Source organism: uncultured Roseibium sp. (assembly GCF_963675095.2).
Classification (GTDB): Bacteria; Pseudomonadota; Alphaproteobacteria; order Rhizobiales; family Stappiaceae; genus Roseibium.
The window spans coordinates 85804-101158 of record NZ_CAXXSJ010000057.1; the positions used below are offsets into that span (position 1 = coordinate 85804).

The 15355-nt window shown below is 60.9% G+C and carries 11 protein-coding genes; 3 read left to right on the forward strand and 8 right to left on the reverse strand.

Translation table 11 applies throughout. The features are described from left to right. Nucleotides 1-209 precede the first annotated feature (209 nt). A complete protein-coding gene (locus ABIN98_RS22900; protein WP_346913484.1) occupies nt 210-1121 on the forward strand; it encodes a LysR family transcriptional regulator in 912 nt (303 codons plus the stop codon). Nucleotides 1122-1539: 418 nt separating this feature from the next. Here the strand turns inward: ABIN98_RS22900 and ABIN98_RS22905 are convergent, their stop codons facing one another. From ABIN98_RS22905 to ABIN98_RS22935, 7 genes are all read right to left on the reverse strand, one after another. Next, complete coding sequence (locus ABIN98_RS22905; RefSeq protein WP_346913486.1) at nt 1540-2553, reverse strand: ChaN family lipoprotein; 1014 nt, start codon at nt 2551-2553, stop codon at nt 1540-1542. Between the two features lie 30 nt (nt 2554-2583). Continuing rightward, nucleotides 2584-3393: a 3-methyl-2-oxobutanoate hydroxymethyltransferase gene (panB, locus tag ABIN98_RS22910; protein WP_346913488.1), complete on the reverse strand. Its 810-nt coding sequence runs from the start codon at nt 3391-3393 to the stop codon at nt 2584-2586. 41 nt (nt 3394-3434) lie between these two features. Then, nucleotides 3435-4295, reverse strand: a complete 861-nt coding sequence (panC, locus tag ABIN98_RS22915) for a pantoate--beta-alanine ligase (protein WP_346913490.1) — start codon at nt 4293-4295, stop codon at nt 3435-3437. 129 nt (nt 4296-4424) lie between these two features. Further along, the gene (locus ABIN98_RS22920; protein ID WP_346913492.1) at nt 4425-6041 is read right to left on the reverse strand and encodes a thiamine pyrophosphate-binding protein; all 1617 of its coding nucleotides are present in this window, start codon (nt 6039-6041) and stop codon (nt 4425-4427) included. Continuing rightward, nucleotides 6038-7306 (reverse strand): CaiB/BaiF CoA-transferase family protein, encoded by a 1269-nt coding sequence (locus ABIN98_RS22925; RefSeq protein WP_346913494.1) that lies wholly within the window; start codon nt 7304-7306, stop codon nt 6038-6040. Before ABIN98_RS22925 ends, ABIN98_RS22920 begins: the two co-directional genes overlap by 4 nt. 160 nt (nt 7307-7466) lie before the next feature. Next, the gene (pncA, locus tag ABIN98_RS22930) at nt 7467-8204 is read right to left on the reverse strand and encodes a bifunctional nicotinamidase/pyrazinamidase (RefSeq protein WP_394701593.1); all 738 of its coding nucleotides are present in this window, start codon (nt 8202-8204) and stop codon (nt 7467-7469) included. 143 nt (nt 8205-8347) lie between these two features. Continuing rightward, on the reverse strand, nt 8348-9253 hold the full coding sequence (locus tag ABIN98_RS22935; RefSeq protein WP_346913496.1) for a polyhydroxybutyrate depolymerase: 906 nt from the start codon (nt 9251-9253) through the stop codon (nt 8348-8350). 419 nt (nt 9254-9672) lie between these two features. Between ABIN98_RS22935 and ABIN98_RS22940 the strand changes: the two genes are divergently transcribed. After that, entirely contained in the window at nt 9673-13641 is a 3969-nt protein-coding gene (locus ABIN98_RS22940) for a PAS domain-containing protein (RefSeq protein WP_346913498.1), read from the forward strand. A 34-nt stretch (nt 13642-13675) separates the two neighbouring features. Here the strand turns inward: ABIN98_RS22940 and ABIN98_RS22945 are convergent, their stop codons facing one another. Continuing rightward, on the reverse strand, nt 13676-14461 hold the full coding sequence (locus tag ABIN98_RS22945; RefSeq protein WP_346913500.1) for an ion channel: 786 nt from the start codon (nt 14459-14461) through the stop codon (nt 13676-13678). Nucleotides 14462-14586: 125 nt separating this feature from the next. On the opposite strand from ABIN98_RS22945, the gene ABIN98_RS22950 reads away from it, so the two are divergent. Then, complete coding sequence (locus ABIN98_RS22950) at nt 14587-15348, forward strand: SDR family oxidoreductase (RefSeq protein ID WP_346913502.1); 762 nt, start codon at nt 14587-14589, stop codon at nt 15346-15348. Nucleotides 15349-15355 lie beyond the last annotated feature (7 nt).

The window sequence follows — 15355 nt, forward strand, 5'->3', positions numbered from 1 at the left end:
AGTGTGGTGGATTTGAAAAACGCCTCCGTTCAACAGCGGATTCCGAAGCGTCTTTCAAATCCGAAAACCACACTAGAAACATAAATTTGGTCGTCACCCCTTTGAATCTGAAGTTCGTTCAGAGTGAGCTGAGAAGTAGGACGAACTTCAGATTCGGGTGACTACCTTGGGATCGACCCCAGATCCATTCATATCTATAAATAAATACTATGAGCAAAATCGATTATTCCGAGCTGGACGGCAAGACGCTCCGGGCCTTTCTCACCATCCTGGAAGAGTCGTCGGTTTCCAAGGCCGCCGACCAGCTGGGCGTGACCCAGTCCGCCGTCAGCCATACGCTGGCGAAGCTGCGCCATGTGCTCGGCGATCCCTTGTTCGTGCGCTCCGGCCAGGGCCTGACGCCGACCGAACGGGCGCTCGCGCTGAAGGAGCCGGTACAGGCGGTGCTGGACGGCATGAAGGGACTGACGGAAGGCCGGCCGTTCGATCCGCAAGCCGAGGAGATGCGCTTTGCCATCGCCGCCAACGACCTGCAGCGCGAACTGATCTTTCCGCCGCTGCTGCGTCAAGCGCGTGAACAGGGCATCCGGCTTCGGCTCGACTTTCTCGTCTCCGGCGTGCCCGATCCGGTCATCCTGCGCGACGCGCGGTGCCAGATCATGCTGACGCCGCTGCCGCCGGACGGGCGGGACATCTTTCAGAAGCGGCTCGTCACGACCCGGATGATGGTCTTCTACGACCCGGACCGGCGCGAGCCACCGCGCTCCTGGGAAGAGTACTGCGCCTGCGAGCACGTGGACGTGCGCTTCGAGGACGGGCGGAGTGCGAAGGAGGTGCTGCGCGGTGTCGACCAGAACCGGATCCGGCCGCCCACGGTGACCGTTCCCTATTTCAATGCCATTCCCGCCTTCATCAAGGGCAGCGACCTGATTTCGACGGATACCGAGCTCCAGCATCTCGGCCCCTTGCGCGACCTTGCCTGCGCGCCCCTGCCCTTCGACTGCGAACCGGTGTCGATCTACATGGTCTGGCACCAACGCTCGAATACGGACCCGGCCCACAGATGGCTGAGGCGGATGATTGAGCGGATCTCGGCGACGCTGCCGGAGACGGGAAGTTAGGCGGCTAATTTTTAAACAAACCCACCCTCTCAACGGTCATCCCGGAAAAGCAGCCAGGCTTTATCCGGGACCGGCGAGCCACCTTGCTGGCGGTTTAGCAGCAGATTTAAAACGAGAAGCCCGGGCTCCCCGGTCCCGGCTCTCCGCTTCGCTGCGGCCGGGATGACGACCTCAATGCGGGTCGCGGCCTTGCCACACCCTCTGTTGTCATTCCCGCGAAGGCGGGAATCCAGTAAACCGAGAGGCCAGTTTTTTGAACGGAGAGGACACGGAGTACCGGGTCCCCGGTCGCGCTTCGCTTGCCGGGGATGACAACTGAAGATGGGGTGACGCTGTACCACTTCCGATGCGTTGCTGTTGTCCGCCCATACGCCAGCCCCGACAATAAAAGCGGGCCGTGTCGTCAGGCTCCAGTGTCCTAGCCGTCTTTCTTCTTGTCCGAAAACCGCTTCCGCAGGGCTTCGCAGGGGTCCTCGCGGTCGATCTTCGGTGTGAACCAGATGTAGTGGGCGGTCTTGTTCTCGCGGGCGTCCGCCAATATCTCCGCTTCGGTCCGCTCCGGATCGATCTCAACAAGGTTGACCGTGACCGCGGCTCCATCCGACGGTTCCAGGTAGAACGGCACGGCACGGTCCTTGCGCACGTGGCCGCCCCCGGCGATCAGGATGGCCAGGCCATCGGCCGGTGTCTTGCGCAGCGCGTCGGCGAGATAGGCATCCCGGTAGCGCTGGACGGCCATCATGTTCGGCACCATGGCGTCCGGCAGCAGGTCGCAGTGGGAGGTAATGATCTCGTCCTTCAGATCCGTAGCCAGACCTTCCGGCAGACCGGCGGACAGGCGCAGGTCTTTCTGCTGGGCTTCGCTCAGGGAGGACAGGCCGTCCTTGCCGATGGCGCGGGTCTGGGTCTTACCCGGCAGACCGGCCCGGATATCGGCGCCGCGTTTCAGGGCGGCTTCGATGATCGGCCGGTAGATCGCATAGTCCGGCCAGCCGGATTTTTCCCAGGAAACGGTCTTGCCGAATGTCTCCGCCGAGCGGTCGGGCGACGTCCTGAATTTTTCAAGGGCCGGAGCCTGATCCTCGGTGAGCATTTCCATGACGACCGTGGCAGGCCGCTCCGGTGCGGCGGCACCGGTCAGAAAAGCCTGCAGCCGGTGGTGGGCGGGATTGTCATGGGTCTCGCCCAGAAGCACGAACCGGGCATCCTTCAGGCTGTCGACCAGTGCAGAGGGCTCGATGAAGGCCCGGTTTTCGACGGACCAGATCCGCCCGATGATCCCGTTCGTTACGGCGCCGTCGGTTGTCCAGCTTTGCCAATCGTTGTCCTCAGCCGCACGGGACAGGTCCGGCCGCCCGATGACGGCGGACAGCAGGACAAGGCCCGCTGCCAGCGCCTTGACAATCGACCGTCGCGACATTGAAGCCGTCATGATCTGTCTCCTCAGATCGGGAGCGACGACTTACCGGTAGACCTGCGCCTCGGTCGGGAAGCTCCGGTCCTTGACCTCGTCGGCATAAGCTTTCACCGCAGCCTCGATCTGACCACCGAGATTACCGAAGACCTTCACGAATTTCGGCGGCGTCGGGTTCAAGCCGAGCATATCTTCCAGCACCAGGATCTGGCCGTCGCATTCAGCCGATGCGCCGATACCGATGGTCGGAATGGCAACCTCCTTGGTGATCTGGGCGGCAAGCGGTTCGACCATGCCTTCCAGAACGAGCGCGAAGGCGCCGGCCTCGGCGACAGCCTTGGCATCTTCAACATGCATCGGCCAGGTATCCTCGTCACGGCCTTGCGTCTTGAAGCCGCCCATGACGTTGGTCGATTGCGGGGTCAGGCCGGTATGCGCCATCACCGGGACACCGCGTTCGGTCAGGAACCGGATGGTCTCGGCCATGCGCCGGCCGCCTTCGAGCTTGACCGCACCGCACTGGGTTTCCTTCATGATGCGCGCGGCATTGCGGAAGGCGACCGACGAGCTTTCCTCATAGGTGCCGAAAGGCATATCGACGACGACCAATGCCTTCTGCGTCCCGCGCACAACCGCCTTGCCGTGCATGATCATCAGCTCGAGCGACACGCCGACGGTCGATTCCATGCCGTGCATGACCATGCCAAGGCTGTCACCCACCAGAATGAAGTCCGCGTATTTGTCGACGATGGCCGCCGTGTGGGCGTGGTAGGACGTCAGCGAGACGATCGGCTCGCCCCCCTTGCGGCGGGTGATCTGCGGAGCGGTCGTCCGGCGAATGGGCTTTTGCGTGCTCATTGGGCATCCTTTCTTCAGATGCGATCATAGGACCGCGAAAATCAGGCGTTTTGGGATTTAGGAGAAATCACCCGCTGGTCGATCAGCAGGACGGTGCCGAAGCGGACCGCGAGAAGCACGACCGCCGGTTTTTCCAGGGGACCTTCGAGGTCCGCCAGAGTGACGGCGTCGCGAATATTGATGCTCTTGATCTCCCCTTCCGACGCCGTGTCCAGCGTGCCACGGATCAGGGCTTCGAGATCCGAAACGTTTGCTCCGGTGGCGGCTGCTTCTTCCGCAGCGCAAAGCGCCTTGTTCAGCACCGGCGCCTGCTGGCGCTGGTCCGGCGTCAGGCGCACGTTGCGCGAGGACATGGCAAGCCCGTCTTCTTCGCGCACGGTCGGATGGCCAACGATCTCCAGCGGCATATCGAGATCGCGCACCATCTGGCGGATGATCGTGAGCTGTTGGTAGTCCTTTTCGCCGAAGACGGCGATGTCGGGCTGGATGATGTTGAACAGCTTGTTGACCACCGTGGAGACACCGCGGAAGTGGCCGGGACGGAGTGCGCCCTGCAGGATGCCGGACAGGCTCGGCACCTCGACGATGGTGTCGCCGCCGGCACCGTACATTTCCTCCACGCTCGGCATGAAGACCGCGTCGACGCCTTCCTTTTCCAGGAGCGCCAGGTCCCGTTCCTCGTCGCGGGGATAGGTGGCAAGATCCTCGTTGGGACCGAACTGGGTCGGGTTGACGAAGATCGACACGATCACCCGATCGGAGGCAGCCGCGGCTGCGCGGACCAGCGACAGATGGCCTTCGTGCAGATAGCCCATGGTGGGCACAAGCGCGACGCGCAGGCCCTCCCGTTTCAACGCCCTTACCCTTGCACGGACAGCGTCCTTGGTCGGACACGTCAGCATCGTCTGGCTCTCCCAAAACTCAGGTGTGATCACCTGTCCGGCTTTGCGCCGTGTTATTTCGCAGGTGCAACATAAGACATGAAATTCGCCAGCGCCAGATGCAAAAGCGGCTAAGCAGTACCGGGACGATCAGAACTTGCCGTCATAGGCGCGGGCCGGGATCCGGCAGGCAAGAATGGTGAAGGTTTCCCGCTGGAGGGCGTCTCCCGCTTCCCGTTCCAGATCCGCTGCATTCTCGATCCAGACCCCATGGCCGCCATAGGCTCGGGCGACGGCGGGAAAGTCGGTTTCGCCGAAATCGACGCCGACATTGGGTCGCTGGCTGGAGCGCTGTTTCAGCTCGATCAGGGAGAGGGAACAATCGACCAGCACGCAGACGATCACCGGGATCTTCAGGTCGCGCAGGGTGGAGAGTTCGCCGAGGCACATTTCCAGCCCGGCGTCGCCGACAAAGACAAGGACCGGCGCCTTGCCGTCGACCACCTTGTGCCCCATGGCGAGCGGCAGGGCACAGCCCATGGTGCACAGCGCCGACGACTGCAGCATGCCGCGTGGGGAAAAGCACTGCCAGATCTGGCTGACCAGAATGCGATGCGCGCCGCTGTCGGCGGTCGCGACCGTGTCGTCGGGCATGATCTCCCGCAGGGTGTGGAAGGCCGTTGCCGGTCCCCAGCCTTCCGGCTCAGAGGCGAACGCCTTTGCCAGGGCCTGTTTCGTTGCTGCCGGTTCGCCACCGGCCCAGGACGCTGCATCCGCCGGTCGGCTGTCGGACAGTTTTTCCAGCGCCGAAGCCACGTGGCTTCGCAGCGTGAAACGGGCGGCATGCATGCCGTGGGTGCGCAGTACCGGTGCGATCTCGATGACCGGCGCATCCGGGGCCCAGGGATTGCGCCAGTTGATGCGCATCTCGATCGGGTCGTATCCGAGAAGCAGGATGCAGTCGCTCTGGTTGATCAACGGCAGCAGATGGCCGTCGGCCTTGGGCGAAAGACCGGCGCCGCCCAGCGCCAGGTCGTGGCGCTCATCCAGCAGCCCCTTGCCCTTGTAGCTGGTCACCAGCGGCACGCCGAACCGCTTGCAGAAGGCGGCGATTTCAGCCCCTGCGCCTTCATTGACCGCGTCGACGCCGGCAATGGCAATCGGCCGTTCCGCCCTGGCGAAGAGAGCGCAGGCGCCTTCCAGATCCGGACCTACCGGGGCAAGACCGGAGGCCGGGCGCGCGCGGAACGCGCCGTGCCAGACCTCATCCGTTTCGCCTTCCGCCACCTTGATCGGCACATCAATGTGGACCGGTCCGGGCTGGCCGTCGAGGGCAAGGGCGATCGCCTTTTCCATCATGACATCAAGCGCGCCGAGGCGGGCGGAGAAGCTTGCCTTCACAATCGGTCTTAAAAGCTGCTGATGGTCGAAGACCTGATGGGTGTAGCTTTCCGCCTCGCCCGTATCGACGCAGCCGGTCAGGAAGATCAGCGGCACCCGGTCCTGCCAGGCATTTGCGACCACATTGACCGCATTGGCAGCTCCCGGCCCGAGGGTCGCGAGCAGCACGCCGGGGGCGCCGTCCGCATGCCAGCCGCCTTCGGCCATGAAGCCCCCGGCGTTTTCATGCTTCACCAGGACAAAGCGCAGGCCCGCCCGGTCGAGGCTGTCCATCAGCGCCAGCACCTCGCCGCCGGGAATGCCGAAGGCGTGGCGGCAGCCGGCCGCGTGGAGTTTGCCCGCAATGATATCGGCACCGGTCGTCATTGTTTCTTATCCTCTGCCTTCGCCAGTTGCACGATACCCTGTTCGGCGAGTTTTTTAAGCTCCGCGCGGGACAGCCTCAGATGGCTGGACAGCACCGTTTCCGTGTCGGCGCCAAGCATGGGCGGAGCCTTCTCATAAGCGACCGGGGTCTTCGACAGGTTGATCGGCGAGCCGATCAGATCGACCGTGCCGCCTTGTGGGTGGTCCATGGTGATCTTCATGTTCCGGGCCAGGATTTGCGGATCGGCGAACACCTGCGCCAGATCGTTGACCGGGCCGCAGGGGACGCCTTCGCGCTCCAGCAGCTCGATCCATTCGTCGGCGGACTTCTCGATGGTCAGCCGGCGGATGATCGGCACCAGTTCCTTGCGGTTGCGCACCCGATCGGCGTTCTTCGCGAAACGCGGATCCTCGGCAAGCTCCTGCGCGCCTGCAACGGCGCAGAATTTCTGGAACTGGCTGTCGTTGCCAACGGCAAGGATGAAGGAGCGGTCGCTTGCGGGGAAGGTCTCATAAGGAACGATGGTCGGATGGCCGTTGCCGAGCCGGCCGGGAACCTCGCCGGACACCAGATAGGCGACCCCCTGATTGATCAGCCAGGAGACCTGGGCATCGAGCAGGGAGATGTCGATATACTGACCCTCGCCGGTCTGGTGGCGGTGATTGAGTGCAGCCAGAATCGAGACGGTCGCATACATGCCGCACATGACGTCGGCGATGCCGACGCCCGCCTTGGTCTCCGTGCCGCCTTCGTCGTCGGGAAAGCCGGTGAGCGACATGATCCCGCCCATGCCCTGGATCAGGAAATCGTAGCCGGCGCGATGAGCATAAGGCCCGGTCTGGCCGAAGCCGGAGATGGAGCAATAGATCAGGCCCGGATTGGCGACCTTGAGACTGTCGTAGTCGAGCCCGCGCCGCTTCAGGTCGCCGACCTTGAAATTCTCCACCAGGATATCCGCCTTCTTCGCCAGTTCGACGATCAGCTTCTGTCCTTCGGCGCTGGCAAGATCGATGGCAACTGACGCCTTGTTGCGGTTGGAGGAGAGGTAATACGCGCTCTCATGAGTCTCGCGGCCCGCCTCGTCTTTCAGGAAGGGCGGTCCCCAGCCGCGGGTATCGTCGCCGCGGCCGGGCCGTTCGATCTTGATCACCTCGGCACCGAGGTCGCCCAGGATCTGGGTACAGGTCGGACCCGCGAGAATGCGGGACAGGTCGAGGACGACGAGACCGGACAGGGCGCCGGTCTTTTTATTCGGTTCGGACAAAGCAGACTCGCAAACAACCGCAATCGGCGTCAAAGGAACCGATCGGACCGGCTGCCGTCAACCGTCATGATCGACACAAACCGGTCCTGTCCGGTCCTGTCCGGTCAAGTCTCCGTCAGAACCCGTTACTGGAGTGGCCGAAACCTAATTCCGGCAGCCCTCAGGCGAAATCGGCGGACTGAACCCGCTTGATCCCGGCATCGGCCATGGAGGTCCATGCGGCATCCAGAGATCCGTTCAGATCGATCGCGCGGCAGGCGTCCTCGACCACGGACACGGTCAACCCGCCGGCCTTGGCGTCGAGCGCCGACCAGCTGACGCAGAAATCGGTCGCAAGGCCACAGGCATAAACGTCGGTCAATCCGCGCTCGGCCATATAGCCGGTCAGGCCGGTCCCGGTCTTCTTGTCCGCCTCGATGAAGGTCGAATAGCTGTCGACTTCGCTGTGATAACCCTTGCGGATGATCAGCTGCGCGTGGGGAATATCGAGCCCGGGCGCGAGGGCTGCGTCTTCGCTTCCCTGGACGCAGTGGTCCGGCCACAGGACCTGGGTGCCGTAGTCCAGTTCGATGGTTTCGAACGGCTTCTTGCCCTCATGGCTGGAGGCGAAGGACGCGTGGCCCGGCGTGTGCCAGTCCTGGGTCAGGATTACGTTTTCGAACTTCTTGCTCAGCTCATTGATGATCGGCACGACCTGGTCGCCCTCGCCCACGGGCAAGGTGCCGCCGGGCAGGAAGCAATTCTGGACATCGATGACGAGAAGCACCGAGGACGGACCCGGCGTGATGGCGTCGGCCGCGAAGGCACGAGGCACTGCACCGCACATGGTGGCGGCGCCTGCGCCCGCGGTCAGCTGGAGAAAACTCCGACGCGAAAAAGAAGAAAGAAAATCGGACATCTGCTGCACCCCAATTGTTAGCAAACGAACAAACTATGCGTCTGTTTTCTCCCGGTTTGAAGGCGATATTTCAGGCGCGGCGCCTATTAAAAAGGCAGCATCAAATACGCAGCAATGGCGCGCATTCCGGTGTTTGAGATGGCTCAGCAAACACCCGATGGCGATTGGGCCTCCTGCCCCTTGGTGTCTTTGCAGTGGGCGACTGCCGTATCGGTCGTATACTCTGGCCAGCCCCTGGCCTTTGCGAGCTCCATCCAGGCCCGTTTGATCCATGCAGCCCGGACGCTGTGACCGCCGTCATGCAGGCACAGTTCCAGCACACCGCCGTTGGGCGACCAGCGTTCGCATTGCAGATTTCCGACAGCGTAGTGGCTGGCGCTGTCCTCCGAGACACTGGCCTGATGCAGCCAGACGTCGAAACTCTTGTAAACGTCGCCCTGATGCCAGCGGCCACCGCCCAGCGCCCGGCCGGCCAGCGGCACGACCTTGTCCGTCTTTCCATGCACGTGGAACAGATACGGCATCTTCGTCTTGCAGCTTTCGGGAAGCGGCTGCCAGAAGGCGCCCGCGATCGGCGCATATCCGGAAAACCGGTCCGCATCGTCGCAGGCCAGATACCAGGTCATGAAGGCACCGGAGGAGAATCCGGCAAGCAATGTCCTGTCGCGCCTGACGCCGAAACGCTTCGATACGTCACCCAGGACACGATCGAAAAAGGAAAACTCGTCACGCAGGTTTCGCGGCGCGGTCGGAAACGACCAGGTGCCTTCCAGCCCCTGAACCGCGACGAAGGCCACGCCCAGCTCATCCGCCATGGACAGGAAAGACTTGACCCGGATTTCATTGAGCGCCTTCCCCCTGTGCCCGTGCAGAAAGAAGATTGCCCCCTTAGGCTGCGACGCTTTCATGTCGGAAGGAATATGGATGTAATACTCACCGCCATCGACAGTACATGCGGTTTCCCCGCCGCACGCGGTCTGGCCGAAGGCGGCAGCCACGCTGACCAAGGCGGCCAATAGCCCGCCGACACCCCAAAGCAAGAATCTCACATCTCTCTCCTGTCACCGCAGAACGGCCCGGCCCGTCGCCAGTTCGGGCAGACAGGCGCATGATCGCACCGGAAAGCCGGCAAGCCAAACCGATCCCGATCACAGTTCTGGGAGCGGAATTTTCTTATATTTACCGATATTTTTTACAATGACATTTGGGTCAATAAATTTGGAATACTTAAATTTTCTTCCATTTCCTCTTAACCTCAAAATCAATTCCAATGGATTTTTAACACTATCAGCCGATCATTTTCGCCAATTCTGCGCAAGAGCGAGATGAAATGGCCACTGGCTCAAAAAAAGCAAAAAACAATTCCGAGTCCGGATCTGCTGAAGATAGCCTGCTCCAATCGCTCGCGAGCAGCTGCGGCATCGGTTTCCTATTGTCTGACAACAACCGATTGCGGCTTGTCACTCCGTTGAGCGCAACCTTCCTGGGGCTTCCGGAAGACACGCCCGCAAACCCTGAGCGCTATGGCTCTTTTGCAGACGTGCTGAAAGCTTCCGCAGAAGCCGGAGCCCTGAGCGAAGCCGATCTCGACCTCCTCCTTCAACTAGAGCAGCGTTTACGCGACAACAACACGCCCTTCACGCAAAAGGTCAAGGTGCATGCACGCGTTCTTGAGATCCGAGGCACCGTTGCCGCGACAGGAACCTATTCCCTCGGCTTCCTCGATGTCACCGCACAGGAAAAGCAGTCCGACATCCTGCATGAAGCGCTCCGGGAAGCGGACCTGGTGCGAGCCGCGCTCGACCGGTTGTCGCAAGCAGTCTGCATCAAGAACACGGATCATCAGTACGTCTACGTCAATGAAGCCTACTGTCGAATGCATGGCCTGCCGCTGGACGAGATCCTCGGAAAAACGCCTTTCGCCTTTTACGAAGACAAGCTGGCGGCATGGATCGCCCGGTCCGACGTGGAGGTGCTGAACAAGCGCTTTCTCAAGGAAGTGCTGGAGATCCCGTCTTCCGGAAGCGGCCGGCCCAAGTTTTTCAGTGCGTTCAAGACATGCATCGACGTCCATGGGGACGGGCCCCTCATCCTGACCTTGCTGCAGAATGTCACCGAGGAAAAGCAGCGGGAAAACCAGCTGTCGAAAGCCCTTCAGAAGGCGGAACTTTCCGAGCAGGTGCTGGAACAGCTCAAGACGCCGGTCATCGTCCGCGATGACAATCACTGCGTCATCATGATGAACCATGCCTATGCCGACTTCTATGGCGTCGACAGGGACAGTTCCATCGACAAGTGCTCTGAAGATACGCTGCCGAAGGACCACGCAGAAAAATCCAGAGCGATCGAAAAGGATGTCTTCGAAACCGGCAAAATGCGCGAATTCGAAGCCACATTTGAACTTCCCGATGGCACGATCGCCAATCTGGTGATCCACAAGGGCCTGGCCCAGGTTCAGGGCAAGGAACAGTTTCTGGTCACGACCGTCAATGACGTGACCCGCTTCAAGCGGCAGGAAGCCCGTCTGCAGGAGGCGCTGGAAAAGACATATCTCTCGGAACTCATTCTGGAGCAGCTGGGAATTCCGGTTCAGGTCAAGGATCACGACCACCGCTACGTGATGACCAACAACGCCTATTCGGAAAGTTTCGGCATCCCGAAGGAAAAGATGATCGGCAAAACCATTGATGAACTGTTCTCGCCGGAACGCGCCGCCGCCATCAAACAGTCCGACCGGTTCGTCTTCAATTCCGGCCTGGCCCAGGAGTACGAGCTGGACTTCATACCGATCCGGGGCGGGGACAGTTACCCGGTCATCGTGAAGAAAACCCTCGCCCGGACCGACCGGAACCAGGAATATCTCGTCACCTCGTTTCACGACATTTCGCGACAGAAGGAGAAGGAGCGCCAGTTGCGGACGGCCCTGCGCAAGGCGGACCTGTCTGCGCAGGTCCTGGACCGGCTTCCCTATCCCATTGTCGTCAAGGACGAGAACCTCCACTACGTGATGGCGAACGACGCTTTTGCACGGCTGCACGGCGTCACGGCAGGAGAGCTGATCGGCAAGTCCATGCTGGAGGTGCTGCCCTCCGGCTTCGCGGAGGAAAACCGGGAAGCCGTGCTCAAGGTCCTGCAGACCGGTGAAATGCGCGAGCAGGAAGACATCGTACGGCTCGCGGACGGCAGGTCGGTCAACATCATCAGCCGGGACAGCTTCCTGCATTGCAATGGGGAAGACTATATCGTGACGGCGCTGAATGACGTAACGAAGTTGAGGCGCCAGGAGGACCGCATCATCGATGTGCTGGGCAAGGCGGAGCTTGCGGAAGCCGTCCTCGACCAGTTGCCTAATCCGATCATCGTCAAGGACCGTGCCTTCAGGTACGTCTTCGTCAATGAAGCGTTCTGCCGCCTGCGGAACATGTCGCGGGATCAGCTGATCGGAATGACCGTCGCCGACATGTTCTCCGATGAGGAAAAGAACATTCTGTCGGACTATGATGCCGCCCTCCTGGACACCGGCCGGATCCAGGAAGTCGAACATGTCGTCCCCCTGCCCGGCGGACAGTCGATGATGTCCCTGACGCGAAAGTCGCTCGCGAAAACGAAGGCTGGGGAATCCTACATCGTCACCGTCCTCAACAGGATCGACGAGCAAAAGGAACAGGAACGCCAGTACCTGAAACTGCTCGGAGAAAGGCAACTTTCCGAACTCGTGCTCGATGCGATCCCCACACCCGTCGCGGCCCGGGATGGAGAGCTGCGATATGCCCTCGTCAACAGGGCTTTCAGCGACCTGTTTTCCCTCAACAAGGATGGCGTCATCGGTCTTACCGCAGCGGAATGCCTGCCGCCGGAGATCGCCGCCGCCATGGACCGGGACGATCGGGAGGTCCTGGCCACCGGTCGGTCCCTTCACTCCGAACGACACGCGGATGAGACGGAGGACGGCGCCATTTCCGCCTCCATTTGCAGCAAAAGCATCGCCGTGACGGAAGCCGGCGACCGCTACGTCGTCGGAGTGATTACCGATGTCTCCGACATGAAGCGGCGGGAGCTTGAACTTCGCGACGCCCGCGAAGCCGCCGAGGACCAGTACAAGGCCCTGATGGAGGTCAAATTCAAGGCGGAATACGACAGCCTTCATGACGACCTGACCGGCCTTGCCAATCGCCGCAATCTGGACCAGCACCTGCGCCAGTGGCAAAAGGGATCCCATGACAAGGAACTGGCCCTGCTCCAGATCGACCTCGACCGTTTCAAGGAGATAAACGACACCCTCGGCCATGCCGCCGGCGATTTCATCCTTCAACATGTCGCGGCGGTGCTGCGGCACAATTGTCAGGATGACGATTTCATCGCCCGAATCGGCGGCGACGAGTTCATCGTCGTACGCAAGTCGAACATTGCCAGAGAAGAACTGGAGTTCCTGGCCGACCAGCTGATTACGGAACTCAACAAGCCGGTTCGCTACGAAAACGATCTCTGCCGGTTCGGAGCCAGCATCGGCATCGACATCGGCATAGCCAGCATGCGCGACACCGATGCCGATCCCTCACGCCTGATGATGAACGCAGACATCGCGCTCTACCGGGCCAAGCAGGAAGGCCGGGGGCGCTACACCTTCTTCACCAGGGAACTGCAGCAGGAAATCGAACGGACGAAGCGGATCTCGGACGATATTGTCCATGGACTGGAAAAAGGCGAGTTTTTTCCGGTTTATCAGCCTCAGTTCGACGCCAAGACCCTGCGGCTGATCGGCGTGGAGGCCCTGGCGCGCTGGAAACATCCGGTGCTCGGCATCCTCGCACCGCCGGCCTTTCTCGACGCGGCCAAACAACTGGGCGTCACCGACCGGATCGATCAGGCGATCCTGGAAGCCTCACTTGCGGACATGCGCGAATGGGAACAGAAGAACACCCCCGTTCCACGTCTCGCCGTCAATGTCTCCGCCCAGCGGATCGCGAATCCATTTCTGATCAATCTGTTGAAGAAGCTTGATATTCCGGCGGGCAAGCTTGCCTTCGAGCTGCACGAGTCCACGATGCTCGATCATACCAACGCCGATCTTCGGGAGCGTATCCAGGAAATCGCAGATCTTGGCATCGACATCGAGATCGACAATTTCGGCACCGGTCAGTCCTCCTTTCTCGGCATGTGGTCCGCCGCGCCGAAGCGACTGAAAATCGCCCGGGAACTGGTTCTGCCGATCGCCTCCTCGACCGAACATCGCCGCCTGTTGCAGGCCGTCGTCGACATGGGCCGGGCTATCAACCTGGAAGTGGTTTCGGAAGGTGTGGAAACGGTTCAGCACATCAAGATCCTGCGCCAGCTCGGCTGCGATGTCCTTCAGGGCTATGCGCTTGCCCGGCCGATGTCGAGCGCGGAGCTGATCGACTTCTTCCAGATGAACCAGCAGTTCGCCGTGCGCGGCTAAGCCCCGAAACGAAATCGTCCCGACCGACCCGAATTCAGCCCCACTCGCCCTCGGTGGGAATGTTGAGAACCCGGCCGCAATGCTTGCAGTGGACCGCGTCCGGATCATGGCGGGACAGGCCGCAGTCCGGACAGGGATAGTGCACCTTGGCGGGCCGGAAGATGGTCTGGACAAGGCGCAGGAACAGAGCGACGCCGAAGATCATGATCAACACGGTCAGCAACCGGCCGCCGCTGTCGGTCATGGTGATATCGCCGAACCCGGTTGTCGTCAGTGTCGTGACGGTGAAATAGAGCGCATCGAGATAGTTGTTGATGGCGTCGTTGCGGTCATGTTCCGCCACATAGACGACGGCCGTTACCACGAAAACGAAGACGATCAGGTTGATTGCCGACTGGATGATTTCCTCGTTCCGTCGGAACCATGCTGATGCCTGCCGCAACTCCTTCAAGAGATGATAAGAGCGCAGCAGCCGCAGCATGCGAATCACACGCAAAAAGGCGAAATTCTCGAAAAATGCCGGAGCGATCAGGGAGACCACAACCACGATATCGGCCAGCGATGTAAAGTTGAACGCATATTGGAGCGGCTTTTCCGCCGCCATGAAACGGGCCATATAGTCGAGCAGCAGGACTGCCGCGATCACATAGTCCAGTTCGTGATGAATCCGGTCCGGATCCAGCATGGACGAAACGATGAAATACCCGATCGTAATGATATCGAAAACCAGAAGAATATACCGCAGGATCCGGGCTTTTTTCGAGTTGCCGAAATAGAGTTCGCGCAAGAGCGAACGCAGTGTTTTCAGTCTGTCCGCCATAGCCCCTACTGCTCTTCCCCTGCACGGCCTTTTGAATTCACCCTATTTATCAGGTGACCTACAACAATATTCAATTCCGGTCCGACCGGATTATCGAATACCGATCCTAATTAGAAGGAAACTTCATGTTCGATCATGCAGGAAAAACCGCTCTGGTGACCGGTGCCAGCCGGGGCATCGGGGAAGCTGCGGCGCGCAGCCTGGCGAAATACGGAGCGTCCGTCGTTCTCGTCGCGCGTAGCAGCGACGACATCGAGCGAATCGCCGCGGACATTCGCGCCGGCGGCGGCCGGGCACTCGCCTGCCCCTGCGATGTCGCGTCCTATGCGGACGTGGAAAAGGCCGTGTCCTTTGCCGCCCATGAATTCGGGCCCGTCAGTATTCTGGTCAACAATGCCGGCCTGATCGATCCCATCAGCCGCATCGAGACCTCCGATCCGGATGAATGGAGCAAGGTCATCGATGTGAACGTCAAGGGTGTCTATTACGGTATCCGTGCCACCGCGCCGCTCATGCTCGAGGCTGGTGGTGGAACGATCATCAACATCAGTTCCGGTGCCGCTACTGGCGCCCTGGAAGGCTGGAGCCACTACTGCGCATCGAAAGCCGCTGTCCTGTCGCTGACCAAATGCGCAGACAAGGAATTCGCCGATAAGGGCATTCGGGTCATGGGCCTCAGCCCCGGCACGGTCGCAACCCATATGCAGGTGTCGATCAAGGCGTCAGGCATCAATCCGGTAAGCCAGCTCGACCCGTCGGTCCATATTCCGCCGGAATGGGTCGGCGAAACGATCTCCTGGCTTGCGACGGAGGCGGGCGACGCCTATCGCGGCACCGATTGTTCGCTCCGGGATGAGAGCGTGCGCAAGGCGGTCGGTCTGATCTAGGGTACGG